Origin of the sequence: Thalassospira sp. CH_XMU1448-2 (genome assembly GCF_037027285.1) — a bacterium.
GTDB classification, from domain to species: domain Bacteria; phylum Pseudomonadota; class Alphaproteobacteria; order Rhodospirillales; family Thalassospiraceae; genus Thalassospira; species Thalassospira profundimaris_C.
Genome location: NZ_JAYMEA010000002.1, coordinates 273400 through 299045, shown reverse-complemented (window position 1 = coordinate 299045; position 25646 = coordinate 273400). Strand labels below are relative to the sequence as shown.

The 25646-nt window shown below is 55.5% G+C and carries 24 protein-coding genes; 10 read left to right on the top strand and 14 right to left on the bottom strand.

Annotated features, from left to right (window positions below; genetic code table 11):
- Positions 1-21: 21 nt before the first annotated feature.
- Positions 22-486 carry a RidA family protein gene (locus tag WA318_RS08685; RefSeq protein ID WP_336080612.1) on the top strand — a complete coding sequence of 155 codons (465 nt, stop codon included), beginning with the start codon at positions 22-24 and terminating at the stop codon, positions 484-486.
- Positions 487-622: 136 nt separating this feature from the next.
- Positions 623-1543 carry an NAD-dependent epimerase/dehydratase family protein gene (locus WA318_RS08680; protein WP_336080611.1) on the top strand — a complete coding sequence of 307 codons (921 nt, stop codon included), beginning with the start codon at positions 623-625 and terminating at the stop codon, positions 1541-1543.
- On the opposite strand, the gene WA318_RS08675 is transcribed toward WA318_RS08680, so the two are convergent.
- Positions 1540-1866, bottom strand: a complete 327-nt coding sequence (locus WA318_RS08675; RefSeq protein WP_114099902.1) for a DMT family transporter — start codon at positions 1864-1866, stop codon at positions 1540-1542. The genes WA318_RS08680 and WA318_RS08675 overlap by 4 nt on opposite strands.
- Before the next feature lie 292 nt (positions 1867-2158).
- Here WA318_RS08675 and WA318_RS08670 point away from each other — a divergent pair, with 292 nt between their 5' ends.
- Positions 2159-3349 carry an FAD-dependent oxidoreductase gene (locus WA318_RS08670; protein ID WP_336080610.1) on the top strand — a complete coding sequence of 397 codons (1191 nt, stop codon included), beginning with the start codon at positions 2159-2161 and terminating at the stop codon, positions 3347-3349.
- 81 nt (positions 3350-3430) lie between these two features.
- On the opposite strand, the gene WA318_RS08665 is transcribed toward WA318_RS08670, so the two are convergent.
- Entirely contained in the window at positions 3431-4810 is a 1380-nt protein-coding gene (locus WA318_RS08665; RefSeq protein ID WP_336080609.1) for a HAMP domain-containing sensor histidine kinase, read from the bottom strand.
- A gap of 67 nt (positions 4811-4877) precedes the next feature.
- Positions 4878-5537, bottom strand: a complete 660-nt coding sequence (locus WA318_RS08660; protein ID WP_114099900.1) for a response regulator — start codon at positions 5535-5537, stop codon at positions 4878-4880.
- A 208-nt stretch (positions 5538-5745) separates the two neighbouring features.
- Here WA318_RS08660 and WA318_RS08655 point away from each other — a divergent pair, with 208 nt between their 5' ends.
- The 3 genes from WA318_RS08655 (at position 5746) to WA318_RS08645 (ending at position 7548) form a co-directional block, all read left to right on the top strand.
- Positions 5746-6066, top strand: a complete 321-nt coding sequence (locus WA318_RS08655; RefSeq protein WP_336080608.1) for a PepSY domain-containing protein — start codon at positions 5746-5748, stop codon at positions 6064-6066.
- A gap of 93 nt (positions 6067-6159) precedes the next feature.
- Positions 6160-6693, top strand: coding sequence for a cytochrome b/b6 domain-containing protein (locus WA318_RS08650; RefSeq protein WP_336080607.1), 534 nt, complete (start codon positions 6160-6162; stop codon positions 6691-6693).
- 243 nt (positions 6694-6936) lie between these two features.
- Positions 6937-7548, top strand: coding sequence for a hypothetical protein (locus tag WA318_RS08645; RefSeq protein ID WP_336080606.1), 612 nt, complete (start codon positions 6937-6939; stop codon positions 7546-7548).
- Between the two features lie 138 nt (positions 7549-7686).
- Here the strand turns inward: WA318_RS08645 and WA318_RS08640 are convergent, their stop codons facing one another.
- From WA318_RS08640 to WA318_RS08605, 8 genes are all read right to left on the bottom strand, one after another.
- Positions 7687-8241, bottom strand: a complete 555-nt coding sequence (locus WA318_RS08640) for a sugar O-acetyltransferase (RefSeq protein WP_336080605.1) — start codon at positions 8239-8241, stop codon at positions 7687-7689.
- A gap of 88 nt (positions 8242-8329) precedes the next feature.
- Positions 8330-9430, bottom strand: a complete 1101-nt coding sequence (locus tag WA318_RS08635; protein WP_336080604.1) for a patatin-like phospholipase family protein — start codon at positions 9428-9430, stop codon at positions 8330-8332.
- A 111-nt stretch (positions 9431-9541) separates the two neighbouring features.
- Positions 9542-10372, bottom strand: a complete 831-nt coding sequence (locus tag WA318_RS08630) for a phosphodiesterase (protein ID WP_336080603.1) — start codon at positions 10370-10372, stop codon at positions 9542-9544.
- A 39-nt stretch (positions 10373-10411) separates the two neighbouring features.
- Complete coding sequence (locus tag WA318_RS08625) at positions 10412-11593, bottom strand: ABC transporter ATP-binding protein (protein ID WP_336080602.1); 1182 nt, start codon at positions 11591-11593, stop codon at positions 10412-10414.
- On the bottom strand, positions 11593-12408 hold the full coding sequence (locus WA318_RS08620) for an ABC transporter permease (RefSeq protein ID WP_336080601.1): 816 nt from the start codon (positions 12406-12408) through the stop codon (positions 11593-11595). The genes WA318_RS08625 and WA318_RS08620 overlap by 1 nt, the downstream gene beginning before the upstream one ends.
- Entirely contained in the window at positions 12405-13232 is an 828-nt protein-coding gene (locus WA318_RS08615) for an ABC transporter permease (RefSeq protein ID WP_114099894.1), read from the bottom strand. Before WA318_RS08615 ends, WA318_RS08620 begins: the two co-directional genes overlap by 4 nt.
- Before the next feature lie 76 nt (positions 13233-13308).
- The gene (locus WA318_RS08610; protein ID WP_114099893.1) at positions 13309-14313 is read right to left on the bottom strand and encodes an ABC transporter substrate-binding protein; all 1005 of its coding nucleotides are present in this window, start codon (positions 14311-14313) and stop codon (positions 13309-13311) included.
- A gap of 11 nt (positions 14314-14324) precedes the next feature.
- Positions 14325-15356 carry a LacI family DNA-binding transcriptional regulator gene (locus tag WA318_RS08605; protein WP_336080600.1) on the bottom strand — a complete coding sequence of 344 codons (1032 nt, stop codon included), beginning with the start codon at positions 15354-15356 and terminating at the stop codon, positions 14325-14327.
- A gap of 421 nt (positions 15357-15777) precedes the next feature.
- Between WA318_RS08605 and WA318_RS08600 the strand changes: the two genes are divergently transcribed.
- Entirely contained in the window at positions 15778-17349 is a 1572-nt protein-coding gene (locus WA318_RS08600) for a hypothetical protein (protein ID WP_336080599.1), read from the top strand.
- Positions 17350-17383: 34 nt separating this feature from the next.
- On the opposite strand, the gene WA318_RS08595 is transcribed toward WA318_RS08600, so the two are convergent.
- Complete coding sequence (locus WA318_RS08595) at positions 17384-18373, bottom strand: alpha/beta hydrolase family protein (RefSeq protein WP_336080598.1); 990 nt, start codon at positions 18371-18373, stop codon at positions 17384-17386.
- A gap of 214 nt (positions 18374-18587) precedes the next feature.
- On the opposite strand from WA318_RS08595, the gene WA318_RS08590 reads away from it, so the two are divergent.
- The gene (locus WA318_RS08590) at positions 18588-19175 is read left to right on the top strand and encodes a TetR/AcrR family transcriptional regulator (protein ID WP_336080597.1); all 588 of its coding nucleotides are present in this window, start codon (positions 18588-18590) and stop codon (positions 19173-19175) included.
- A 105-nt stretch (positions 19176-19280) separates the two neighbouring features.
- Here the strand turns inward: WA318_RS08590 and WA318_RS08585 are convergent, their stop codons facing one another.
- Positions 19281-20498, bottom strand: coding sequence for a hypothetical protein (locus WA318_RS08585; RefSeq protein ID WP_336080596.1), 1218 nt, complete (start codon positions 20496-20498; stop codon positions 19281-19283).
- A 37-nt stretch (positions 20499-20535) separates the two neighbouring features.
- Positions 20536-21684 (bottom strand): LysR family transcriptional regulator, encoded by a 1149-nt coding sequence (locus tag WA318_RS08580; protein WP_336080595.1) that lies wholly within the window; start codon positions 21682-21684, stop codon positions 20536-20538.
- Between the two features lie 578 nt (positions 21685-22262).
- On the opposite strand from WA318_RS08580, the gene WA318_RS08575 reads away from it, so the two are divergent.
- Together WA318_RS08575 and WA318_RS08570 are read left to right on the top strand one after the other, a co-directional pair.
- A complete protein-coding gene (locus WA318_RS08575; RefSeq protein WP_336080594.1) occupies positions 22263-25310 on the top strand; it encodes an FAD-binding and (Fe-S)-binding domain-containing protein in 3048 nt (1015 codons plus the stop codon).
- Positions 25311-25318: 8 nt separating this feature from the next.
- A complete protein-coding gene (locus WA318_RS08570) occupies positions 25319-25639 on the top strand; it encodes a Dabb family protein (protein ID WP_336080593.1) in 321 nt (106 codons plus the stop codon).
- The last annotated feature ends 7 nt before the right edge of the window (positions 25640-25646 follow it).

Here is a 25646-nt window from a genome sequence, read left to right as displayed (position 1 = left end):
CAGTTAAAAGGATGGATCTTCATGGCTGGTAAAATTGACGCACGCCTTGCCGAACTTGGCATCACCCTGCCACAGGCCACCGCACCGGTTGCGAATTATGTGCCCTATGTCGTCTCGAACAATCTGGTTCACATTTCCGGTCAGATCACCATGGAAAATGGCGAACTGAAATTTGTCGGTAAACTTGGCAAGGACTATCAGGTCGAAGACGGTCAGAAAGCCGCCCGCCTCTGTGCACTTAACCTTGTCGCACAGCTCAAGGCCGCCATTGGCGATCTTGATAAGGTCACCCGTGTGGTCAAACTCAATGCCTTTGTCAATTCCGCCCCGGAATTCACCGATCAGCCCAAAGTCGTCAATGGTGCGTCTGACACCATGGTCGAAGTCTTTGGCGATATGGGCAAACATGCCCGCTCGGCTGTTGGCGTTGCCTCCCTTCCGCTTGGTGTGGCGGTCGAGATTGATGGCATCTTTGAATTTGCCTGATCTGCTCAGCAATAAGCGCATCAAAGCCGGGCACCTGCCCGGCTTTTTTCATGTCTGTCTTTATGACAAAATTCCTTGACCTCAACCATACTTGAGGCCCGATAACAGGGCGCATCGACGCATTTAAGGAACTCCAATGCGCATTTTTATCACCGGTGGCACCGGCCTGATCGGATCGGCCATCATTCGCAATCTGATTGCCCGTCATCACAAAGTTTTTGCCCTTGGCCGATCAGAAACCAGCCGCAACAAACTGATCGCGCTTGGTGCCACCCCGGTCACCGGTGACATTCATGCACCGCAAGACTGGTGTGATAATCTGCCCGAGATTGACGGGGTCATTCATGCCGCCTGCGATTTTTCCGACGCCATGGCGCAAGTCGATCAAGCCCTGCTTGACCATCTGATCCCCGTCCTGCATCGCATGCCTGATCGCGTAAGGTTCCTCTATACCGGTGGCAGCTGGTTATTTGGCGCAAACAGCCCCGATCAGTTGATTGATGAAGCAGCACCCTTTGATCCGCTTCCGGAATTTCGCTGGATGATCGACGGCATCAACCGGGTTCTTGACGATGACAGGCTTGATGGAATGGTCATTCATCCGGCCTGCGTCTATGGCACCGACCCGCACGGGCACACCGGTCTTCTGGCCACCAATATCGAGACGGCGCGTACCCGCAATTACGTTCATGCAGTTGGGGGCAACATGGTTCATCTGCCAATGGTTCATAACGATGACCTTGCCGATCTGTATCGTCTGATGCTTGAACATGCGAAACCCGGTGCCGCCTATTTTGGCGTTGGCATCAACGGCGTTTCAAACCGGGAAGTTGCCGAACGGATTGCCAATCATTTTGGCCGCGCAGACTGCGATATCAGGGACATGACGCCTGCCGCCGCCATGAAGGAATATGGCAACTGGGCGCGCGGGCTTGGTCACAACCAGTTTCTTTCGGGCAGGCGTGCGGCGGCTGACCTTGGCTGGAAGCCGCGTCACACCGATCTTGAAACCGATATTGCCAGCATCGCAAAGTCACTCGATGCGGTGCAGGACTAGCTGTTGCTGCCGACCGTCTTGAGGCCAACCACGCCGCCGATAATCATCAACAGAAAAACACCCTTAAGGGCGGTCATCGGTTCCTTGAAAAATACAAGCCCGATGATCGCAATCGCCGCCGTCCCAAGCCCCGACCACACCGCATAGGCCGTGCCGATCGGGATCACCCGCAGACACAGCGAAAGTGTCCAGAAACTCAGTCCGTAAACCGTCAGGCTCAGGACGGTAAAGCGCCAGTCGGTAAATCCGTTTGAAAATTTAAGCGACACCGTCCCGACAATTTCAAGACAGATCGCAACAAGCAGATACCCCCAGGCAAGCATGGCAAATTTCCAATGACAACAATCAATTGATGATCAAAACTGGCTCCAAAATGGCCGATCCGGTCATTTGGCGCAATCCCGGGATTATCCCCCTCTGTTTTTGTCATCTCGTCGTCACGATCAGATATGATCCGGTATGGTTATGGCTCTCGTGCCCGATCTGTATCAAATCCGCCCCTAAAACATTTGCGTATGATCCCCCAAACGGGCAGATTGCCCGATAGAAAGACAAGACCCGTCACATATGGCCAAATCGCCTTGCCGTGACGCGCGACGACAGGAAAGAACGATCATGATCGAAACCGATATTCTGATTGCAGGCGGCGGGATCGCCGGAATGAGTGCCGCGGCACGCTTTGCCGCTGACGGACATCAGATCGTGATTGTCGACCCGGCCCCGGCTGATATTGGCGAGGGGACTGATCTTCGCACCACCGCCTTCCTTGAACCGGGCATTGAAACCCTTAAAAAGGCTGGCGTCTGGGATGCGATCAAACCGACCGGTGCGGAACTGCGCGTCATGCGGATTGTCGATGCGGGTGGCGACGAATTCCGCCCGCGCGAAACGGCTGATTTTGACGGTGCTGAAACCACGCAAGGGTTCTTTGGCTGGAACGTATCAAACAAGGCAGCCCGCGTTGCCCTGATGGCCAAGCTTGCCGAACTGGACAATGTTGATTTCCGGTTCTCGACCACGGTGACGGGCTTTAAAAATACCGCGCGCTTTGCCGATGTTACGCTGTCAGATGGCGAAACCGTGCGCGCCAAAATCGTCATTGCCGCCGATGGTCGCAATTCATCGCTCCGCGAACTGGCCGGAATCAAACATAAACGCTGGGCCTACGATCAAAGTGCGATTGTCTTTGTCGTCACCCATGACAAACCGCATGACAATATCTCGACCGAAATTCATCGCACCGGCGGCCCGCTGACCCTTGTGCCGATGCCGGATCTGAATGGCAAGCCCTGCTCGTCCGTGGTCTGGATGACGCCTGCTGCCCGTGCCGATGAACTCAACGCCATGAGTGACGATGCCCTCTCGGCCGAAATCACCCATGACACCATGAACCTGTTCGGCCCCCTCACCGTCGCATCGCCGCGCGCGGTATGGCCGATGATTGCACAGGTTCCCAATCGCCTGATTGCAGCGCGCCTTGCCCTGATCGCCGAGGCCGCCCATGTTGTCCCGCCAATCGGTGCGCAGGGACTTAATATGAGCCTGCATGACATTGAGACGCTGGCCGAACTGATGGCAAAGGCCAAACTGCATGGCAAGGATATCGGCGAAACCCCGCTTCTGAAATCCTATGAACGCCGCCAGCTTCCCAAAACGCTGGCCCGTGTTGGCGGCATTGATCTGCTCAACCGTGCCTCCATGTTGGAGCCCAAACCGCTCCGCGATCTGCGCTATGCTGGATTATCCGCGATCAACCGCATCGGCCCGCTGCGCAAACTCGCCATCAAGGTCGGGGTTGGCAAATAATCCACACCAATTGCCCGAAACGCTCGGAAACACAAAAGGCCGCCCCGTAAAGGCGGCCTTTTTTAATGCATGACTGTTGCCTTAACTCCGATGCAATCGCAGTTCGGCCATAAAGCCGTCCGTCTTGCCCGGACGCGGAGAATAAAGGTTCAGTTCGGATTTGGTGTTGCGGGCAATCGCATCGACAATCGCCAATCCAAGCCCCGATCCATCCCCGCCATTATGGGATCGCTTGAACCGGGTTTTCAGATCATCAAGATTGCCGGTCGCGACCACCGGCCCGCCATTGCTGACCTGAATGATATGGCGATCCACCACCCTGATCTCGACGGGTTCATCCGTCCCGCCATATTTAAGGGCATTCTCGATCAGGTTGCGCAGGCAAATTGCAAAGGCATCCAGATCGATATTGGCTTCAAGCCCGTCGATATCTTCGCCATCAAACCGGATCGCCCCGCCATCGGCCCCGGAACGGACCAGATCATCCACCACCAGCGCCAGTGTCGATCCAAGCTTCTGATTATGGCCGGTCGGGCTGAACCCGCCGCCCGCTTCGGCCCGCGCCAGCTGCAACAGCTTTTCGGCAAGTCGCGACAAGCGTTTCAAAGACGCCTCGGTCTGAAGCGCACGCTTGCGGCTTTCATGGCCTTCGGGCAGCTCAAGAACCAGTCGCTGGGTCTGCGCCAGCGCAACCGCAATCGGGGTTCGCAATTCATGGGCACTGTTGGCGGTAAAGCTGCGCTCGACATTAAGGGCCGCCTCAAGCTTGCCCATCAGACTGTTGACCGCCAAAACAATCGTGGTGATTTCCTCGGGCGCTTCTTCCTGTTCAATCGGGGTCAGGTTACCCTCCCCGCGGGCCTCGATTTCATCGCGGACCCGTTGCACCGGCACCAACCCCTGCCGGACACCAAGGATAATCCCGATAATCACCGCCGGGATCAAAAGTGCGATGGGCAGGAACTGCGCAACCACGCTCTCAAACAGCGCCTCGCGCCGATGCTCAAGAGGCTCTGCCACCTGTATGATACGCTGTCCGCCCAAAAGCTCGGCGGTATAAATGCGATAGTCCTCGTCATCGTAAAATCCCTCGACAAGGGGAACGGTAAACGGATGTTCGCGCGCATTAAATGACCGCAGCAAAAGCCGCCCTCCACCGTCAAGCACGTGATACATCAGATAGTCTTCGCCAAGTTCCTCATCCCCGTCCCCGTCACCACGATCATCACCATGATCATCTGCATGATCATCTGCATCGTCATCCTTCCGGATTTCGCCCTTGGCCGGGCTTGGCAGCACTTCCCTGGCACCGCCGCCCTTGTGACCCTTCAGATAATCGTCAATAAGCGGTGCATAGCGGTAGGCTGTCGAAACAAGACTGTTGTCAAAGGCTTCCTCCATCTCGTGATACATGGTGAACCCCGCCAGAACCGATCCCGCCAGCCAGAAAAGGCTCAGCATCAAAGTCAATCGTCGCGTCAGGATTGACTGAAGACTTCTATTGGCCTTTTTGCGCATCACCGTCACCTCATGCCCCAACCCGATAGCCAACGCCGCGTACGGTTTTGATGACATCCTTGCCAAGCTTGCGGCGCAATCGGCTTATATAGACCTCGACCGTGTTGCTTTCGATCTCCGCACCAAATTCATATAACGCTTCTTCAAGCTGCCGTTTTGAAAGCGTCTGACCGGGCCTGCGTACCATCTGGTCAAACAGTGCCCATTCCCGCGATGTCAGATCGGTCTGCACCCCGTCAATCAGGATGGTGCGCCCGGCAAGGTCGACCTCAACCCCGCCATCAAGACTTATGAACGGATTGGGATTGCCGCTATAACGCCGTGCAACTGCGGCAAGCCGGGCCGAAAGCTCGTTCAGATCAAACGGCTTGACCAGATAATCATCGGCCCCGGCATTAAGCCCCTCGATCCGGTCGGAAATCTGGTCCTGTGCGGTCAGAATGATGCAGGGCGTTGTCGATCCGCTGCGCCGAAGGCCACGCAAAAGATCAATCCCCTTGCCGTCGGGCAAATTGAGATCAAGCAACAGCACATCGTAATTCGTGCCACGCATCATGATCTCGGCATCGACCACACTGTCGCTATGGTCCACCGCCTCGCCTGCGGCCAGCAAATGGTCCCTGACCGCATCAGCCAGCATCAATTCATCTTCAACCAGAAGAATGCGCACAAGCGCCCCCTCATAACAGCGGTTCCAAACCCAACCGAATATTTCCCGATCCTGACATTCAGCTGAACGGCATCAAGCAGCCTTTTCAGTTAACTGTCAGGAAACAGCGGCAATCTTGGTCCTGTCCGACGCATCCCACGTCACGTTGCCCCGCGTCTTGTCGCTCTCATCCATGACACCCTGACGCTAGTTATGAAGGAATATGACCATGAAAAGAACTGTTTTCCCGAAAGTCATTGCTGGTGTTTTTGCCAGTGCATTTGCCGTTACCCTGCTGGCTGGTGGCAGCCTCGCCCTGACCTCCGGCGCTGCCCGCGCCGACGATGATTATTGCAACGTTCCGAAGTCGGAATGGAAAACCACCGACGCGCTCAAGGCAAAACTGATCGCCGATGGCTGGGACGTGCGCAAGATCAAGGAAGACGAAGGCTGCTTCGAAGTTTACGCCATCACCCCCGATGGCAAGAAAATCGAAGCCTATTTCAACCCGGCCTCGTTTGAAATCGTCAAGCAGGACAAGGAAGACTAGTCCCGACTGCCTCTGATCAAGGACCTGGGGTCTCTGGCGGCGATACTGCCCCATCCCCGCCAGAACCGAAACCCGCCATCCAGGAGAATTAAAATGTCCGTCAAGGTCTGGGACCCGTTTATCCGTCTGTTTCATTGGGGATTGGCCGCAAGCTTCGTGATCGCATGGATCACCGCCGATGAATGGGATACCCTTCATCACTGGGCTGGCTATGCTGCCGGAAGCCTGATTGCGCTTCGCCTTGTCTGGGGGCTGGTCGGAACGCGCTATGCCCGCTTTACCCAGTTCATCAAAAGCCCTGCGGCGACAATTGGCTATTTGCGCGATATCATGCGCGGCCGTGAACAGCGCTATCTCGGGCATAACCCGGCCGGGGCTGCGATGATTGTCGCCTTGATGCTTGCCATGGCGGGCTGCGCCTTTACCGGCTGGCTTTCGACCACCAATGCCTTCTGGGGGGCTGACTGGCTCGAAGAAATCCATGAATTCCTCGCCAATGGCCTGCTGATCCTTGTGCTTTTGCATGTTGGCGGCGTGCTGCTGGCAAGCCTGCGCCATCACGAAAATCTGGTCCGTTCCATGGTGAACGGTCGCAAACGCCGTCCGGTGTCTGATGATATCGCCTGAACCAGCCTGACGCGAACCTGCTGACCTGATCCGTCCCGATCAGAACCGAACCTTCTGCTCTGAACTCCCTCATACTTGCAACCTTGCGGCAGCCGTCCTGACCCCCTTACGGCTGCCGTTTTTTATGCCCGGCCCGAACCGGTCCGGACATTTTTGCTGATTGCTTTTTGCTTATTGTTTTTTATCCGGCGTGTTTTCGGGTTAAGCTTTGCCATCGTGAATTGAAACCGGATCGGATATTTCATGCGCCCTGTTGCCCTTGTCACCGCCCTTGGTCTGACCCTTGCCACTCTTGCCGGCTGCACCGGCAAAACCGGCGAATATGCAGGACAAGGGGCCGGAATCGGCGCGATATCAGGTGCTGTTGGCGGCTTTGTCACGGCGGCGATCTTTGGCGGTAATCCGGTGGAATCTGCGGCCCGTTCGGCGGCCTTCGGGGCGGCGGCGGGCGGAACCGCCGGGGCGATTTCCGGCGCATCGGCCGATGCCGCCACCAAGGAGGCCTATGAAGCTGCCCAAAAGGAAAAGCGCGACCGCATCCAGGCCAAGATCGGCGATGATGCCTTTGCCGGGCTGACCGCCCTTGCCAAATGCGACCATGCCACCGCCACCAGCAAGGCCGGTGTCGCGCAAGCCTCGACCAACAGCGATTTCGTCATTGCCGGATTATGGCTTGAAGCCCTTGCCTATTCCGATCAGGGTCAGGAAGACCGCGCACGCGCCATGTATGGCGACATCATCGCCAGGGACCCCAATATTTCCGATGAAACCGCCGCCGAACTGCGGCGCCGCGAACTGGCCGACGGCCTGTCTGAAATTCGCGGCGAATATGACCTGCCAAAGGTTTGCGGCTGATCATTGACGCCCCCTCTGGATGCGCCTTGCACATCCACCGTCATTGCCGCAAATTTTCCCGGTCATTCCCGCGAAGGCGGGAATCCAGCCTGCTCCAGTCCATACCAATCAACGCGGATCGCCCCGAACCGGCATCAGCTATCGCGGCAATATTCGCGCCGGATTACCGACAACCGTGGTGCCCGGCGCAACATCGCGCGTCACCACCGATCCTGCGCCGACAATCGCATCATCGCCAATGGTGATGCCGGGCAGAATAATCGCCCCGCCGCCGATCCAGACATTGCTTCCGATTGTCACCGGCTTTGCGACTTCCAGATGCTGTTTGCGAAGCTCCGGGTCGCGATGATGATCGGCACAGTAAATCTGCACATTCGGACCCAGCATTGAGTGATCGCCAATCCGCACGGGTGCGGTATCAAGGATCACGCAGCCGACATTCAAAAACACGTCCCGGCCCAAATGGATATTGATGCCATAGGCACAATGAAACCGCGCCTCGATCCGCACATCCTCGGCGCACTCGGCAAACAGCGCGCGCAGGCGCGGCCCGATATTGCCGCGTTCTGACGGATAGAGGTGACTATGTTCGTGGCTGGCCTCAAGTGCGCGACGGCGCAACACAGTCAGTTCGGGATCAAGGCAGCTATACCATTCCCCCGCCTGCATTTTTTCAAATTCGGTTTTCGACATTTCCGGTGGCGCTTTGCTGTTTGTTCTTATGACGCGGGTGAAATCCTACGCCTTTGCCCGCAAACGCGCAATCACACCAGATCGACTGTTAGGTATAATCCGGTGCAAACAAATCAAGATCCAGCGACGGCCGCACACCAATATCTTTTCGGTGCTTTGTCAAAAATGCACTGGCCGCATCGCGCCCAATATCACGCAGCATGGTCATAAAGCTCCATTCCGCATTGAGCTTGGATGACTGGTCAAGATCGAGCATATCGTCGCTGGCAATACAATGCATGCGCATGGCCCCCCATCTGCTGGCTTCGCAGACATGCTCGGGCGCATCCTTGCGCAGGATCGAAATCATCCGCAATTCCTTCATCAGGCTGCTATTGAACGACACTTCATTCAGACGATTGGCGATCTCGCGCGATGATTTCGGCACACCGGGCCGTCTGACCGGATTGATCTGCACCAGAACCGTGTCATCGGACCCGCATTCGCGCACCAGCGGGCCAAGGCTCGGATTGCCGGAATATCCGCCATCCCAATAAGGCACGCCGTCAATTTCGACCGCCTTGTAGATCGTTGGCAAGCAGGCCGATGCCAGCAATACCTCAATGCAGATATCAGGATTGCGAAATATCCGCGCCTGTCCGGTTTCAACATTGGTCGCCGTGATGAAAAGCTTGGCCGGACTGCTGTTAAGCGCCTTGAAATCGACCACATCACGCAGGATCGCAGCCAGCGGATTATCCCCTGCCGGATTAAGGTCATAGGGCGAAAACATCTTGGCACTCATATCCAGCCACATATAGGCCAGCGAGTTTTCAAGCGACCAGTTCCCAAACAGGATATCTATCGGGCTGCGCTGAAGCGGACTAAAGCGGGCTGCTTCGGACACCGCCCGCCAGAAGGTCTCAAGATCGGCCCGCGCGCCTTCATATCCGCCCTTGGCAAAGCCCGACGTCACCACGGCGGCATTCATCGCACCCGCCGAGGTACCCGAAATCGCCTCGATGGTGATTTCCTCATCCTCAAGCAACCGGTCAAGCACGCCCCAGGTAAACGCCCCGTGCGACCCGCCGCCCTGAAGCGCCAGACTGATTGTCTTGCCGGGTTTCTTTGATCCGTTGCTGGCTGCCGGCTTCTTTGCCGTCTTGCCGGTTCTGCTCCCGGCGCTGCTCCCGGTTTCGTCCGCGCTCATATCCGCTCCTGCGTCACATCATCAAAGTCACCAACAAAACTCTACCCTGATGATATGTCGCAGGATTTACGGATTACCAGCTTGAAACAGTCAAAAGCCGCAAACGGCTGCCTAGACGATCAGTTTGCCATTGGCATCAAAGAACGGATACGGGCCGTCATAGCGCTCAATATAAGCCAGATGGGTCAATAAACATCCCTGTGCCGGGTCCCAGACATGCAAATGCATCGCCGGTGGCTCCATCACAAAGGCCGATGGTCCTGCCGGATCAAGATCAAGCGCAACCTGATGGGCAACCGATGGCCCGACAATCAGCGGCACCCCGGCCCAAACCGTATGGATCGGGCGATGCACATGCCCGCAAATAATCGCCTTGATGCGGTCCTTGTGTGCTTCGACGATCCGGGCCAGTCGCGCCGCCCCGTCGCCAAGATTCTGAACATCCATATGCGTGATCCCGACCGTGATCGGCGGATGATGCATGAACAGCAAACAGGGCTTTTCAGAGCCGTCTGACAAGGCCTTCTCAAGCCAGTCCAGGGTCTCTGGCGCAAGCTTGCCCTCCGGGCGGCCTTCATCAAGCGTATCAATGCCGATCAGACGGATCGGGTACCCCTCAATCACGTAATTGACGTATGTCTGATCCGACCCAATCGGGGTGGCGGCGGGAAATGCCTTTCGCATCGGCATGCGCTGGTCATGATTGCCCGGCACCATGAAATATGGCACCTCAAGGGCGCTCAATATCTCTGCGACAAGGCCATATTCCGCATCAACGCCAAGATCACCGATATCACCGCTAAACAGAACAATATCGGGGCGCGGCACCATATGATTGACGCGTTCCACCGCCTTTTCCAATGCCCCGGCCGTATCAACCTTGCGATAGGCAAGACGTCGACCTGCCCCGATATGCAGGTCGGTCAGTTGTGCAATTATCATGCTTTTTGATCTTTCTTGTTTCGTCGCATTCAAACGCCGTCAGACCGCTTTTTCACGGCAGTCAGCGCCCATATTTCGTGTAAAAACCGTCAGGCGTTCCGGGTTGAAACAGCAATGGATGTCATCCCCGACAGCGATCTGATAATCGGGATCGACATCAAGGGTGACCGGGCTTTCCCCAATGCCCGAAACCGTCAGACGCGATTTCTCGCCAAGATAGGAAACAGCCTCGACCCGACCGCGTAGCTGCGCCTGTTCCGGGTCACAAATCGCAAGCCCGTCGGCCCTGAAGAAAACCTCTGCCGGAATATCCCCGTCATCTCCTTTGCCATGCTGGCTGCCACCGGTCGAAATCGCATGACCGATCTGATCAAGGGCGATTTTCACATCGCCAAGCACAAGGCTGTCCTGTTCAATCCGGCCTTCAAGCCGGTTACTGGCCCCGACAAAATCCGCCACAAACGGCGAAACCGGTGCGCGGTAAATCTCGCGCGGGGTGCCAATCTGGGCAATTGCGCCCTTTTGCATGACGACAATCCGGTCCCCCAGCGCCATCGCTTCTTCCTGATCGTGGGTGACATAGATCGCCGTGATGCCCAGCTTGCGTAACAGCCCGTTAATTTCCGAACGCAACCTGACCCGCAATTTGGCATCAAGGGCCGTCAACGGTTCATCCAGAAGCAACACCCGCGGGCGCAAGGCAATGGCACGCGCAAGCGCAACACGCTGGCGCTGCCCGCCCGAAAGCTGATCAATCCGGCGATCGGCCAGCATATCGATATGCATCATTTCAAGCATCGCACGCACCCGCTCGTCGCGTTCGCGCCGCTCGACTTTCTGCACCTTAAGTCCATAGGCGACATTTTCGGCCACCGTCATGTTCGGAAACAGGGCATAGGACTGAAACACCATGCCGACCCGGCGTTTTTCAATCGACTGACGGGTCACATCATCGTCGCCAAACGTGATCTTTCCGCCCGCATCGGGAAATTCCAGACCGGCAATCAGGCGCAAAATCGTGGTTTTGCCACAGCCCGACGGGCCGAGCAGAACAAGCGTCTCTCCGCCATTGATCGTCAAGTCAAACGGCAAAAGCGCGCGCGTGCCATCGGGAAAGGTCTTGGTGCATCCGGCAAGCTCGATACGGGTACTTGCCCTGTTTTCATTCCGGGCATACTGGTTATTCTGGTCGGCGGGTTGCGCCATTTCGGTCGCATTCATTACTCGTCCTCCGCCAGTTGCGATGCCGTGTGACGTTTCTTGCCCGGTCGGGCAAGCATCTGCATGGCGATCAGCAACGGCATGATCAATACAAAGAAAATAAGCGTATAGGCGCTGCCGATCTCAAGACGCATCGACGCATAGGAATCCGCCAGTCCGACCGGCAATGTCTTGGTCAGCGGGGTATGGAGCATCCAGGTCAGATTGAATTCGCCAATCGAAAGGGTGACCACCATCAACGCCCCGGCAAGAATGCCCGGCATCGCATTTGGCACAATCACATGCAGGAACCGGTGCCAGAACCCGGCACCAAGGCTTGCCGCCCCTTCTTCAAGCGTCTTCATATCCATGGCCGACATGACAGCTGCGACCGAGCGCACCATGAAAGGCAGGGTAAACAGAACATGCCCGATCAGGATAAACACCCAGCTGCTTCTGAAACTGCCAAACCCGCCATAGGTAATCAGCAACGCCAAAGCCAGTGCCAGCCCCGGAATGGCAACCGGCAAGGTCAGGATTTCCTCAAACATCCGGGTCAGCCTGTTTGGCCGCCGCACCAGAACATAGGCCAGAGGCACACCGGCAAGCGTCGTCACCACAAGACACGCCACCGCAAGCCAAAGCGACAACAGAATGCTTTGCGCATACAGGTCCCAGACCTCAAGGATCCAGCGCAATGTCAGGCCCGATGACACCCCCTTGAAGATATTGACCGTCACCCCCGCCAAAGCCGACATCACAATCGGAACCACAATGAACAGACACAGCAAAACCGTCAGGCCAAGCTGCGCATAAAACGAATAACCGCGTCTCATGCGCCCCCCCGTGTCGTTACATCGGCGGACTCACCAACAAAGAACCGCACCGCACTCAGGCACATCCACGTGATCGCACCAAGTGCTATGCTCAGCGCGGCCGCCACGGCGATATTGGCGTTTCGGGTAAATTCGGTATAGATCACCATCGGCAGAACATCGATATCGGTCGCCAGCGTAAAGGCGGTGCCAAAGGCCCCCATCGCGGTTGCAAAACAGATCGCACCCGATGAAATCAGACCGGGCATCAATCCCGGAAGGATCACATCGCGCACCACCCGCCATCGCGGCGCGCCAAGCGACCGCGCGGCTTCTTCAAGCTGCGGATCAAGCTTTTCAGCCGATGCCATCACGGCAAGGATCACCCGCGGAATGGAAAAATACAGATAGCCGATAAACAGCCCGGCAATGTCATAGGCAAAAACAATCTTCTCGCCGGTCAGTGCGTTGCTGATACCGCCAATCACCCCTTGCCGACCGGCCAGCATGATCACCATGAAACCGACAACCGTTCCGGGAAAGGATAATGGCAGGGTCAGCAACCCGATCAGGATACTGCGCCCGGCAAACTGGTTGCGCACCAGAAACATCCCGACAACCCCGCACAATATCAGGGCAACAACCGTCACCCCTGCGGACATCACCAATGTCTGGATCAGACTTTCAAGATAGCGGCCATTGGTCAGGATCACCAGATAGGTCGCCCAGCCATCCGGGCCGTCGGTGACCTTGATCGCCACCAGAAAAAGCGGGATCAGGAAAAAGGCCGCGATAATCGCAACACCGGGCGTCATCAACGCCAGAAACGTCGCCGGACTGGCCATCGCCGAACGCGATGCCCCGAACGATTGGAAAAAAGAAGGGCGCGAACGCCCTTCTCCAGGATGTTGCAAACCCACCTTAACGTACCTCGGACAGGTAACGCTCGGCGAAACCGCCCTGTGCGGTTGCCATTTTGGCGTAATCAACCGGATTGGAACGCGCATAATCCGCAGCAGGAAGGAATTTCGCAGCCGCGTCTTCGGACATTGCACTTGCAATCACCGGGCGCAGGAAGGCATTTGCCCAATGGGCCTGACCTTTGTCCGACATCACGTAATCAAGGATCTTCTTGCCGTTGTCGGCATGCGGGCCGTTTTTAACAAGGCTCATGACATAGGGAACGGCAACCGTCCCTTCGGCCGGAATGACGAATTCAACATTCGCGCCGTCCTTGTATTTCGCGCGATAGGCATTGAAATCATAATCAATCAGGATCGGAATTTCGCCCGACAGAACACGCGCATAGGCGGTCTGTTTCGGCACGATCGGATCGTTTTCCTTAAGCTTTTTAAAGAACTCGATCCCCGGGGTGAAATCATCAAGCGACCCGCCCATCGCACGGTTGATCGCAACCGCACCGGCATAACCGACAAAGGCGCTCGACGGATCAAGATACCCGACCATGCCCTTGTATTCCGGCTTCAAAAGATCGGCCCAGCTTTGCGGAACAGCCGCACCTTCAAGGGCATCTGCATTGACAAACAGGCCAATCGTGCCCGAATGGATGGCAAACCAGCTGCCATTCGGGTCTTTCAGACCATCGGGAATGGCATCGAAATTGACCGGCTTGTAGGCGCTGACAACGTCGGCTTCCTTGGCCTTGATCCCGAAAGAAACGCCATAATAGGCAACGTCGGCAACCGGGTTTTCCTTTTCAGCCAGAAGCTGCGACAGGGTCTGGCCGGAATTCTTGTTGTCCTGCGGGACATCAATACCAAGGTCTTTGGAGAAGTTCTTAAGCTGTCCGCCCCAGTCTGCCCATTCTGGCGGGCAGTTATAGCAAATGGCAACATCTTCGGCGAAAGCAGGCTGCGACGCGGCAACAGCCAGTCCCAGACCCAGTACAAGTTGTTTGAAACGCACTTTTGATCTCCCTATAATCGGGGTGATGACGAATGCCGGGCGGGCCCGATTGACTCACCCGTGCTAAGTTGATGAGGCAGGATCAAACTTTGCGGGTTTGCCTGCCCCCTTATCAGGCCACGCAGGAATGCAAGCGCCTGCTGGCCCATCTCCTGGGTGGGTTGAATGGCCGAACACAGTTTCGGTGAAATCAGCCCACCCACCGCAATTCCATCAATCCCGCCCACAGACACATCACCGGGAACACTCAAACCGTGGTCACGGCATGCGCTGATCGCGGCAATTGCCAGCATGTCGGTGGAACAAACCAGACCGGTCACCGCATCCGGGCCGGTCAGAAAACTTTCTAACGGGGTAAACAGCTCGGTTTCGCCAAACCCGACCTGACACAGGCGCGCCGCACCCAGTCCGGCATCGGACAATGCCTGACCAAATCCGTCAAAACGCTGCTTGGAACGGTCCGAACTTTCAAACCGGCCGGCCACCATCGCAAGGGATGTGTGCCCTTGGGCAATCATCGCCTGTGTCATGTCATAGGCCGATCTGGCGTTATCGACACTGATCGATGCGACATCCGTGCGGGCGGGCTGGTTAAACAGCAAAACAAACGGAATGTTCTCTGCCTTCAACAGATCAATCACCGGATTGTCATCGGCATTGGCAAGCGTCAGGATCAACCCGTCAACCCGGTTATTGAGCAAGGTCGACACCGCCCCCAATTCGCGTTGCGGGTCATAATTCGATGATGTCAGCAAAACCGTCAGGCCGTCTTCATGCGCAGCCTGTTCGATCCCCTGGACCGAGGTCGCAAAGACCGGGTTGGCCATGGTCGGCACCAGAACCCCGACGGATCGTGTTTGCGCCATCTTGAGACGGCGGCCATTGATGTTGGGACGATAATTCAGATAACGCATGGCGGCACGGACCCGCTCGACCGTTTCGGTCGGCACTTCTTCGGGGCTGTTGATCACCCGTGAAACGGTGGCAATCGACACACCGGCCTTGCCCGCAACTTCGCGCATGGTTGACTTCGACGTCATCATCCAATCTCCTCTGACGGCCAACACCATAGCCGACAAAAAAGACAGTTCGATAACGTCTGCGTTTCAGTTTTATGAACATTTGAAACGTTTACATTGGCAGTTTTCCGCCATTTATTTTGTTATTAAACCGCAACAAAACCGACACCCGCCCGCCCCGCTGCGCAAATATTCAATCCACCACAGGGGCCGGAGAGTGGACAACAGAACACCGATGAGTTCTTTACTGCCGTCTCCTTCCGCCCGTGCTCATACCCGTTCCCGCGTCACCTCATCAAGGCCACCCTGATGATGTGCAACCCAATTCAAGACTTGCCAGTTTGGAGCCTCTGATACACGCACAAAAACAATCTACAGTTGATAAACTGATAATTAAAAGTTACTAATATAGAAATCACGATCTTCGGCCAAAGGGGGATGCACCATGGGTCGACAGTATTTTAAATACATACTACCGGCATTTCTTGGCGTCGCGTCCCTTGGGGGGTGCACAGAGCTGCAATCAAGTCTGGTCGGCAACGAAGGAAAAGAAGCACTGCAAGGAGGCATTCTTTATAGCCTCCCCATGGCGCAATATCAGCTTGAGACAAGCTTTCGCTTAACAAGCTGCCCGGATCTGTCCATTGCCGGAATTCCCGTTGAAGCAGGAAAAATACTGCTCGCCCCGGATTTCGAAATCAAACAAACCGCCGAAGAAAAGATCGTTCCCGATCCGGACAATCTCTATGTCCTGAATTATGAAGAAATGTCAGGCCCGACCAAAACCTCGACATTGAAAGTGGACTTGCACGAAAACGGGACAATCAAAAACATCAATGCCGGGGTCTCGGATCGCACCACCGAAGTTGCAAAGGCTGCCATCAAAACCGGCTTCAAAGTCGTTCAGTTGGCCTCTGGTCTTCCGACCATTGCGACATTTGACAAAGCCACCGGCGTAATGTCGGCCGGTGTCATTTGCACTCCGTACGCTGAACAATTGATCATCAAGCGGGGTGCTACCGACAACAAACAAAGGACCGAAACGGCAACATTGCTTGGAAAGACACAGGCACTCGAACGGGCGCGCGCGGTTGTAGAAGCATCGGGCACCCCCAGCGATCAGGCAATCGCAGCACTTGAGGCCGCCCTGCAGGAAAGTCTGGCCGCGGAAAAGGCACTGGCCGGGACTCAAAAACTGCTGGCAAAAATAGACGCGGCCCTGACCGTAAAGGTGTCTGACATCTGGCCCAAAAAAGGCACAGAAAAAACAACCCGAACCCGCATGCCTGCGCCACCGATTGCCAAACTTTTGATGGATGGTTCATTCACGCTGGCAAGCGACGATTTGAAGGCACAAGTGATCACAACATCCCTTGCTGAACTGCCTGCACAGCTTGCTGTCCTGACCGAAATATCAAAGGCAACAAACACCGGCGCAAGGACGGGAAATTGCAGTGACGGCAATTGGGATTGCAGCACTGACAGACAGGGCGTCTATTATCGTGTCCCGGCAAAGGCCTATCTGCGTTCTTGCATGACAGGTTCCGATTTGAGCACAACCTGTCTGGGCATTCCCGAAGAAAGCCTGCTTTTGAACGAATATCTTGATGTTCCGCAACTTGGCGTCCTTGCAGTCTTGCCCCTCAAGAATGGCGTCGGACAGGATAATGTTCTGGCCGCAACATTCTCCGACAAGGGCATGCTTGAAACATTCAGCTATGACGAAAAAAGCGCATCCCTTGAAAAAATCGCCGGTGTTCTTGATGACGCTGCCGACAACGCTCTGGCCTTCAAGGAACTTCGCCGTACCGCCGAACTTGAAGACCTGAAACTCGAACAGCAAAAGGTCGAGGCCCGCAACGCATTACAGGCGGCAATCGCCGAAGGCCAGCCCGACCCGACAACCGAAAGCATCGCGCAAATCAACAGCGAGACAGAGTTGCTGAACGCCCTTCTCGCACGCATGAGCGCCCAAAAGGCACTGGACGAGGCCAAAGCCGCCCAAACACCCCAGTAATCCTGCTAAACCCGCCACCGGGTATCAGCGCGGATCAGGCTGTTTGTAATGTGACTTGCTTCCCCTCGACATACGCCAATCCGCGCCCATGGGTCGCAAGGCCCGTGCGCGCGCTTTCCCATGCAAGATCATCATCATAAAGGGCAGATCGCAGATAGGCCCATGTCATGCGCTGGGTGATGGCAAGGCGGTCCGGGTCTTCGTCGTCGGTTTCCTTGGCATCATATCCGGCAATCCCGCCCAGCCCGTGCTTGCCGCCGATCAGGGTCAGCAAATATTCCCCGCCCGGCGCATAATGGAACGGATCGGTGTGCCAGGCCGCCCCGCATGTCGTCAGGTGCGGGTTGATGTCCTGATCGCCCGCCACCACCAGCGTTCGGGTCGTCATATGCGAAAAGTCCGGATTAAGCGCCGTATAGTTCTTGCGCGCATGTTCGCTCAGGCTATCCCCACCCCGGCCCGGTGCGGCCAAAAGAACACCGGCCCTGATCCGCGGTTCGATCAGATTGACATCCTGTGCATCCGGGTCCGCACTATCACTCAGGCGCGCGCCCAGCAACATGCCGACCGTCTGCCCGCCCAGCGAATGTCCGACCGCCGCCACCCGGCCATGGTCCAGCCGCCCGTCCAGTACCGGGCTGGCGCGTTCGATCTCGCCCAGATGATCGAGAATGGTTTTGAAATCCTCGACCCTTGATCGCCAGAAAAACGGTGCACCGGGGGCATCCGCACCAAACCCGGCCACCTTGGAATTTCCGTGGGTTGGCTGGATCACGACAAATCCGTGCTCGGCATAGAAATTGGCCAGCGGCCCATACCCGTCCTTGGACGGGATATAAAGCGATGGCCCATGCCCGTGCGACAGCAAAATGATCGGCAAATCCCGGCCCTGTGCCGGGGTGGTGACCCGCATTTCAATCGGTTTGGCCCGTCCGGGCGCGGCAAGGATCACCGGACAGACCGAAATGGTCGAAACTGCGTCATTGACCGGAATGTGCCGGGCCTTGTCGATCAGGTTATTCATGTCTGCAATCCTTTTCCGATTGGCGAAACCGGGTGTTTCACCTATATATCTGGAAACGGAACATTGATCCGATACGCTTGGCATCATAAGTGGATCATCGTTCCGCTTACAGGAATGCAGATATGGAACAATGTTCCGTTTAGCAAGTGAAAAATTTGACGGGCGGATTCTGTCTGCACGTCTGAAACTGAATTTGTTTTTGGAAAACAACAGGATGACCGACGACACCACCGGCACAAAAAAAAGCATCCGTGCCGATGCCCTGCGCAATGAGGACGCCCTTCTTGAAGCCGCCAAGGAGATTTTTGCGACCTCTGGTGTCGATGCACCGGTGCGTGAAATTGCCGCCAGGGCCGGGGTCGGGGTCGGCACGCTTTATCGCCGTTTTCCCAAACGCAGCGACCTTGTGGTCGGTGTGTATAAGCGTGAAGTCGATGCCTGTGTCGCCGCTGCCAGGGATTTCACAGCGCAATTCGGCCCGGGCGACGCCCTGAGCCACTGGCTCAAACGCTATTGCCAGTTCATCCTGACCAAAAAGGGACTGGCCGCCGCCCTTTATTCCGGCGACCCGGCCTTTGACGCCCTGCCCGGCTATTTCCGGTCCAACTTCGAACCGACCCTGCAATCGCTTTTGAAATCCGCCGCCAAGGCCGGTGAAATCCGGGGCGATATTGATGCCTATGACCTTCTGCGCGCCATCGGCAATCTGGCCTCCATGGGCGGATCAGAGGGCGCAGAGCACACGCACCGCATGCTCGAACTGATGATTGATGGGCTGCGGTTTGGGGCTGCGAACCGTTGAGATATCGGGCACTTTTAATCAAGCCCACCAACCCGATGGCATTTTACATTTGGGAAGACCTGAAAAAGATATGCAGGCTTTACAGTCAACACAACTCAAAGAAGACTACTTATGGAGGGTTTCAGCAACACCTATTTTTTTTTGGAATTCAGTCAACATCTGATCCAATTTATCAGCCAGATTTACTCTGCCGATGCGTCTAACCCCGCGACTAAATTCTTGCAGAAAATTTGTTTTTTCCAAAACATGCGCCAAACGCTCTCTCGGACCACTCCGGGCTTTTAACTTAGTTTGAAATCTATCTTCGTAATACTCAACGTATTCATGGTCTCGAGCCATATAGAAAATAGTTTCGACATCTACTGCTTCATTCAGGTCAAAATCATCAGATATTTTCGAAATACTTTTCTCAAAAATATCCGCAGATACAAATGCTTTACGCATTGATTCCTTATCTGAAAAATTCACAGAAGTGCACGGATCACGCTCGACTTCCGAATGAGCCCCACACCAGCCTTCGCATAATCTGAAGGCCTTATCATCTGTAATAAATTTTGCCTTAGTCTCTATTCCAATAATTGAGCCAAGTTCTCTTTGGCTCTCGATAACATCAATAGCTTTTGAAAACTGACGATTACTTAAGTTAAATCTAACCTTAATTTTTTCCTTCACCTTATCGAAATCGGAATTGTCCCAATTCGATCTCAAAGGCAATAATTTCGCTATCTTGTAGAGGTCTTCCCTAGATAAGCGCGACGTATTTGTCCCTGTCTTAAACTCAGAAACATACGAATCAGAACGATACTTTAATTCGTCTAATATCGTTTTTAACTTCAACAGCCCATCATACAAAACTTTGATGTTTATCAGACTTTTGCCATCAAGACTGCGTTCTCCGTCCCTTGTCTCGTGATATCTAAATTGCTGTCCATCATCATCAACCTGCGACAGGCTTTCCAAATAAGGTCGCAAGCTCTCTAAAATCCCCCTTAAGCATTCGTCTTCAATCTGCGCATCAATCAAAAACTCAAAATGAGACTTAATATCATGATTTTTATCGTGCTTAGATTTCACGACACCAGCTTCCGTAAATGAGCCTATGACTATTTTCAGATGAAGTTCAATTGAATGCCTAGCATTATACAATATGGGCAAGCACAACGTATCGCGCTGACCAAACTTCTTTTGTTCGATAATCCCTTTAGACAGATCAACAGCAGCCTCTATATACCCATCCGCATAATTAAACTTATTCCCTTGCCGACCAATTAGTGCGTTCCAGGTTGAATCTTCACTCAACGTAAAGAACGGGTCTTTTTTCATAGCTTATCCCACCATAAGAAGATTAATGATTACAACCTCAATACCACTCCAGCGCCGCAGGCAGGTCAAGGCTGGCGGCCTGATCCCGGACCTCGCTTAAAAACAGGCTGGCAATCGGCGACAGGCTTTTGCTTTTGCGCGTGATGATGCCGATATGGCGCTGGCGCACCGGGGCGGACAGCGGCACGAAAACCAGTCCCTTGTCGCGGGTCATGTCCGAAACCCGTGCGGCCAGTTCCGGAAGCACCGTGATCCCCACCCCTTGGGCGACCATGGCGGCCAGCGTGAGGGTGTTTGATGTTTCCACCGTCGGGCGTGGCAGGGTTATGGGGGTGTCATTACCCGCCAGGGACCGGGATTTGGCGGATTTCCCTGCATTGCTGGCGCGTATATCGGCCAGTTTGTTCTGGGCTGCGGCCAGTTTTTCGGCCTGTTGCATTACGTCCCGGGCCTCGGCAATGCCAAGGGCGGCGGCATCCTTGATGGCGGAACTGGTGAAATCTGATCCGCTTTGTTTGCTCTGACGGGTCTGATTGCTGCTTGTCGCACCGCCAACCCCGGCCATCATCGCCGATGTCCCGGATTCCGGGCCCAGCCCGACAAACGGCTGATCAGAAAGCTCCGCCCAGGTCACGAAAGTCTGACTGGCAAAGGCATGATCGACCCGGCACAGCACCCCGAACCGGTCGGAAAACAGCGGGCGAAACGCGATATCGGGCAATGGCTCCCACTCCCCGGCAATGCCGAAATCGGCCGCACTCGCGGCCACCGCCTCATGGACTTCACCGGCATTCATTTCATCAAGACGCAGGCGCGCATCGGGGTGATCGACCACAAAGCGCGAAATCACCGCGGGCAATATCCGGGTCAAAACCGACGGGGCGGCGGCAATGGTGATTTTCCCGCCAATCCCCCTGGACAGTGCATCAAGATCGCCGAGCGCCTCTTCAAAATCCCCGATCAGGCGGCGGGCGACGGGCAAGAACCGCTCCCCGGTGTCGGTCAGGGTGACCTGCCGTGTCGTGCGATCAAAAAGCGCCGCCCCCGTCACATCCTCAAACTGGCGGATGGTGGTGGTCAGACTGGGCGGCGTAATTCCAAGCTCCGCCGCCGCCGCGGTAAAGGACCCGTGATCAGCCACCGCGACAAAGGACCGCATATGGCGCATATTCAGTGATGAAAACATCCAAACTCCCCCATAATTTCCAGCCGGTATTCCGGACTTATATTTCCCAAAGGGCATTCTCGAACCGGCACTCTCGAACGGACCCGACACAGGTCCTCTGCCTTTCGGCAGCACGGCCTCGGGACCATGCCCGTATCGGTTCAGATCAGATCAGATCAGATCAACTCGAACACCACCACCGGGCGACGTCAGCCTGGAATGACGAACAACTGACCGACGCCGCCACTGTAAACTTTTCTTTACACTCGCGTTGTGTCGACCTCGCCGTTTCGATGCCATCCCCCAAAGCCACATCACCGGGAAAACCAATCCTCATACCATTAAGACCCGGAACGATCGGAAATGGTGCCCGATTTTTACATTTGTCGTCGATGATCCGGAATTTCTGTCAGCAGATGTCAGTAGCCGGGCTTTGTAACCTCGATCTGGCGACCTTCGATTATTAGGCTCAAACTAATAATCATTCGGAATTTTCAATTTGTCCAATTAATCCTGATAGGGTCAAATAGGGTAAATTAACCCCAAAATCCGATCCGGAACCGGAAGCCAATCCGGGGATCGCAGACAGAGAGATCACCATGCCCGCCGCGACCGCCGCCAAAAGCGTTATTGCCAAATTGCCCCGCCTGACCCCGGACCGGTCGCTGGACAGTTTGACGCTGAGTTTCCTTAAAACCCTTGAATCCGAAGGAAAATTTAGCGGCGAGATCCATGCAGATTTCCCAACCCGCCTGATCCATGCCACCGATAACAGTGTCTATCAGGTGATGCCGCGTGCCGTGTTGCAGCCGCGTTCGCGCGATGACATCAATATCGTCATGGAAATGGCCGGTCGCGACAAATTCAGCGAGGTCAAAATCACCCCGCGCGGGGGTGGTACGGGCACCAATGGCCAGTCGCTTAACAACACCATCATTCTCGATACTTCCAAATATCTCAATAACATACTGGGTTTTGATAAGGAAAAGGCACTGGTTCATGTCGAACCGGGCGTGGTGCTGGATCAGCTTAATGCCTGGCTCAAACCCCATGGCTATTTCTTCCCGCCCGCCGTCTCGACCGCAAGCCGCGCCACCGTGGGCGGCATGATCGGATCGGACAGTTCGGGCAAGGGTTCGCGGATTTATGGCAAAACCAGCCACTATATCCATGACATGACCACGGTCCTGATTGATGGCACCGATTTCCGCACATCGGCCCTAAGTGCCTCAGAAGCCAGGGAAATCATGGATCGAGACGACCGCACCGGTCGGCTTTATCGCAAGGTCCATGATGAAATATTCCCGCGTCGCGATCAGATCGATGCCACCTTCCCGGAAATGAACCGGGGATTGACCGGCTATAACCTCAAGGAAGCCGTTTCTGATCAGGGGGATATGAACCTTTCCTTCCTGATTGCCGGGGCCGAGGGCAGCCTTGGCATGGTCAAGGAAATCACCTTCCGGGTTATTCCACTACCAAAGCACAAGGCCATCACCGTTGTCCGGTATGACAGCTTTGATAGCGCCCTTCGTCACGTGCAAGCCCTTGTAAAGTTTGATCCTGTTGCGATTGAAAGCATCGATGACAAGGTCATGAAACTGGCCGAACAGGATGAAAGCTGGCACATGCTGGGCAAGTTGCTGGGCACGGAAAACAGTACTGTTGCCACACGCGGCTTTAACGTCGTTGAATTTGTGGGTGAAACCCCCGAAGAAGTCGCCGCCAAACAGGACGAGCTGCGCGCATACCTTGATGGCAATCCCGACACGGATTACGCCCCCATCGGCTTTGTGCAGGCCACCGATCCCGGCCAGATTGCCGCGATCTGGTCAATCCGGGCCAAATCGGTGGGCTTGCTCGGCAATCTTGAAGGCAAACGCCGCGCGACACCATTCGTCGAAGATACCGCCGTCCCGCCCGAAAACCTTGCCGATTTCATCGCCGAATTCCGCGCCCTCCTTGATGCCGAAGGCCTTGATTACGGCATGTTTGGCCATGTCGATGTCGGGTGCCTGCATGTGCGCCCGCTTCTTGATATGTGCGATGAAGAAGACGAAGCGCGCCTGCGCCGGGTATCGGACGCAGTGGCGGAACTGACCAAGCGCTATAACGGCCTGATCTGGGGCGAACATGGCAAGGGATTCCGCGGCGAATACAGCCCGATCTATTTCGGGCCGGAGCTTTATGATGTTCTACGTCGCATCAAGGAAGCCTTTGACCCGGAAGGGCAATTAAACCCTGGCAAGATCGCATCGCCCTATTCCAAAAACATTCCGATCACCAAAATCGACGAAGCCCCGATGCGCGGGCAGATTGACCGTCAGATCGAAGATGCCCTTCGCGATGAATACCTTAATGCGACGCGGTGTAACGGCAACGGGGCCTGCTTTAACTGGGATCTGATGGATGCCATGTGCCCGTCCTATAAGGTCACGCGATCACGTGTGCATTCGCCCAAGGGCCGCGCGGGAATGCTGCGCGAATGGATCCGGCAGCTTTCGGTCGGCACCGATCCGATGAACCAGGATCTGGCGGTGATCAACGGGCGCGATTTCTCGCACGATGTCTATGAATCCATGGCCGGTTGCCTGTCGTGTAAGGCCTGCACGGGGCAATGCCCGGTCAAGGTCGATATCCCTGAAATGAAATCCCGGTTCCTCGAGACCTATCACACCCGCTACAAGCGCCCGGTGAAGGATTATGTCATTGCGAAACTTGAATATATGGCCCCGCTTCTGGCAAGCGCGCCCGGCCTGTTCAATGCCCTGCAATCGATCCCGCCGATGCCGTGGATTTTCAAACGTTTCATCGGCCTGACCGATTTGCCGAAGCTTCATAGCCAAGGCCTTAAATCGGGCCTGCGCGCGCGCGGCATTGGCAAATTCCGGCAGGCTGATCTTGATGGCTTGAGCCCCGATGAAAAGGCCAGGTCGGTCATTATCCTGCAAGATTGCTTTACCACGCATTATGACACCGACGTATTCCTTGCCCATGTGGATTTGCTGCAACGCCTTGGATACCGGGTGTTTGTGCCGCCCTATCGCCCCAATGGCAAGGCGATGCATGTGAAGGGGTTCCTCAAACGCTTTGATTATCAGGCCAAGCAAAACGATATCGTTTATGGCCGCATCGCCAAATCCGGTGTCGCCATGGTCGGGATCGAGGCCAGCGTGACGCTCACCTATCGTCAGGAATATGCCCAGCGCCTTTCAGACCGCCCGGATTATCGCGTGCATCTGTTCCATGAATGGCTGGCCACCGAAATCAGTGACGGCCGCCTGATCGCACCCAAAATTGATAACGCCGTTAACATGGATACCCCGGCAAGCCTGTTCCCCCATTGCACGGAAAAAACATCGATCCCCGATGTCGGCGTGAAATGGCAGAAAATCTTTGAGGCGTTCGGGCTTAAACTGACAGCCGAGAAAACCGGATGTTGTGGCATGGCGGGCGTTTACGGCCACGAAACCCGCCATCAGGAAACCTCGCGCGAGCTTTATGACCTGAGCTGGAAAAAGAAAGTCGATGCCACGGGGGCGCAAAACATGCTGGTGACCGGCTATTCCTGCCGCTGTCAGGTCGATCGCTATGAAGGGGTCAAGCCGCAGCATCCGGTCGAATACCTCGCCAAACTTATTGCATAGGAAACCCCATGATCCGTCACATCGTTCTGACCAAATTCAAGGCCGAGGTTACCAAAGCCGAAATCGACAGCCTGTTTGCCAAGCTGGCAGACCTCAAAAGCCACCTCCCCGGCATGCGCGGCTTTGACGGCGGCGTTTCGGTCAGCCCGGAGGGGCTTGAACAAGGTTTCCGGCACGGATTTTCAATTGATTTTGACGATGCGGCGGCACGTGATGCCTATCTGGAACACCCAGAGCACAAGGCCTTGGGTGGGCAGTTGGTTGGGCTGCTGGAAGGTGGTGTCGCCGGGTTGGTGGTGTTTGATTTGGTTATTGACGGAACTTCGTAAAAGCGAG

What these genes read in the sequence shown, in the direction of transcription:
- WA318_RS08665 (WP_336080609.1), bottom strand. Translation starts at nt 4,810, where the DNA reads ATGCTGAGCCTTTTCTGGCTGGCGGGATCGGTTCTGGCGGGGTTCACC.
- WA318_RS08640 (WP_336080605.1), bottom strand. Translation starts at nt 8,241, where the DNA reads ATGTCGAAAACCGAATTTGAAAAAATGCAGGCGGGGGAATGGTATAGC.
- WA318_RS08655 (WP_336080608.1), top strand. Translation starts at nt 5,746, where the DNA reads ATGAAAAGAACTGTTTTCCCGAAAGTCATTGCTGGTGTTTTTGCCAGT.
- WA318_RS08570 (WP_336080593.1), top strand. Translation starts at nt 25,319, where the DNA reads ATGATCCGTCACATCGTTCTGACCAAATTCAAGGCCGAGGTTACCAAA.
- WA318_RS08670 (WP_336080610.1), top strand. Translation starts at nt 2,159, where the DNA reads ATGATCGAAACCGATATTCTGATTGCAGGCGGCGGGATCGCCGGAATG.
- WA318_RS08590 (WP_336080597.1), top strand. Translation starts at nt 18,588, where the DNA reads ATGACCGACGACACCACCGGCACAAAAAAAAGCATCCGTGCCGATGCC.
- WA318_RS08575 (WP_336080594.1), top strand. Translation starts at nt 22,263, where the DNA reads ATGCCCGCCGCGACCGCCGCCAAAAGCGTTATTGCCAAATTGCCCCGC.
- WA318_RS08585 (WP_336080596.1), bottom strand. Translation starts at nt 20,498, where the DNA reads ATGAAAAAAGACCCGTTCTTTACGTTGAGTGAAGATTCAACCTGGAAC.
- WA318_RS08630 (WP_336080603.1), bottom strand. Translation starts at nt 10,372, where the DNA reads ATGATAATTGCACAACTGACCGACCTGCATATCGGGGCAGGTCGACGT.
- WA318_RS08625 (WP_336080602.1), bottom strand. Translation starts at nt 11,593, where the DNA reads ATGAATGCGACCGAAATGGCGCAACCCGCCGACCAGAATAACCAGTAT.
- WA318_RS08650 (WP_336080607.1), top strand. Translation starts at nt 6,160, where the DNA reads ATGTCCGTCAAGGTCTGGGACCCGTTTATCCGTCTGTTTCATTGGGGA.
- WA318_RS08645 (WP_336080606.1), top strand. Translation starts at nt 6,937, where the DNA reads ATGCGCCCTGTTGCCCTTGTCACCGCCCTTGGTCTGACCCTTGCCACT.
- WA318_RS08615 (WP_114099894.1), bottom strand. Translation starts at nt 13,232, where the DNA reads ATGGCCAGTCCGGCGACGTTTCTGGCGTTGATGACGCCCGGTGTTGCG.
- WA318_RS08635 (WP_336080604.1), bottom strand. Translation starts at nt 9,430, where the DNA reads ATGAGCGCGGACGAAACCGGGAGCAGCGCCGGGAGCAGAACCGGCAAG.
- WA318_RS08580 (WP_336080595.1), bottom strand. Translation starts at nt 21,684, where the DNA reads ATGTTTTCATCACTGAATATGCGCCATATGCGGTCCTTTGTCGCGGTG.
- WA318_RS08680 (WP_336080611.1), top strand. Translation starts at nt 623, where the DNA reads ATGCGCATTTTTATCACCGGTGGCACCGGCCTGATCGGATCGGCCATC.
- WA318_RS08675 (WP_114099902.1), bottom strand. Translation starts at nt 1,866, where the DNA reads ATGCTTGCCTGGGGGTATCTGCTTGTTGCGATCTGTCTTGAAATTGTC.
- WA318_RS08605 (WP_336080600.1), bottom strand. Translation starts at nt 15,356, where the DNA reads ATGATGACGTCGAAGTCAACCATGCGCGAAGTTGCGGGCAAGGCCGGT.
- WA318_RS08685 (WP_336080612.1), top strand. Translation starts at nt 22, where the DNA reads ATGGCTGGTAAAATTGACGCACGCCTTGCCGAACTTGGCATCACCCTG.
- WA318_RS08595 (WP_336080598.1), bottom strand. Translation starts at nt 18,373, where the DNA reads ATGAATAACCTGATCGACAAGGCCCGGCACATTCCGGTCAATGACGCA.
- WA318_RS08620 (WP_336080601.1), bottom strand. Translation starts at nt 12,408, where the DNA reads ATGAGACGCGGTTATTCGTTTTATGCGCAGCTTGGCCTGACGGTTTTG.
- WA318_RS08600 (WP_336080599.1), top strand. Translation starts at nt 15,778, where the DNA reads ATGGGTCGACAGTATTTTAAATACATACTACCGGCATTTCTTGGCGTC.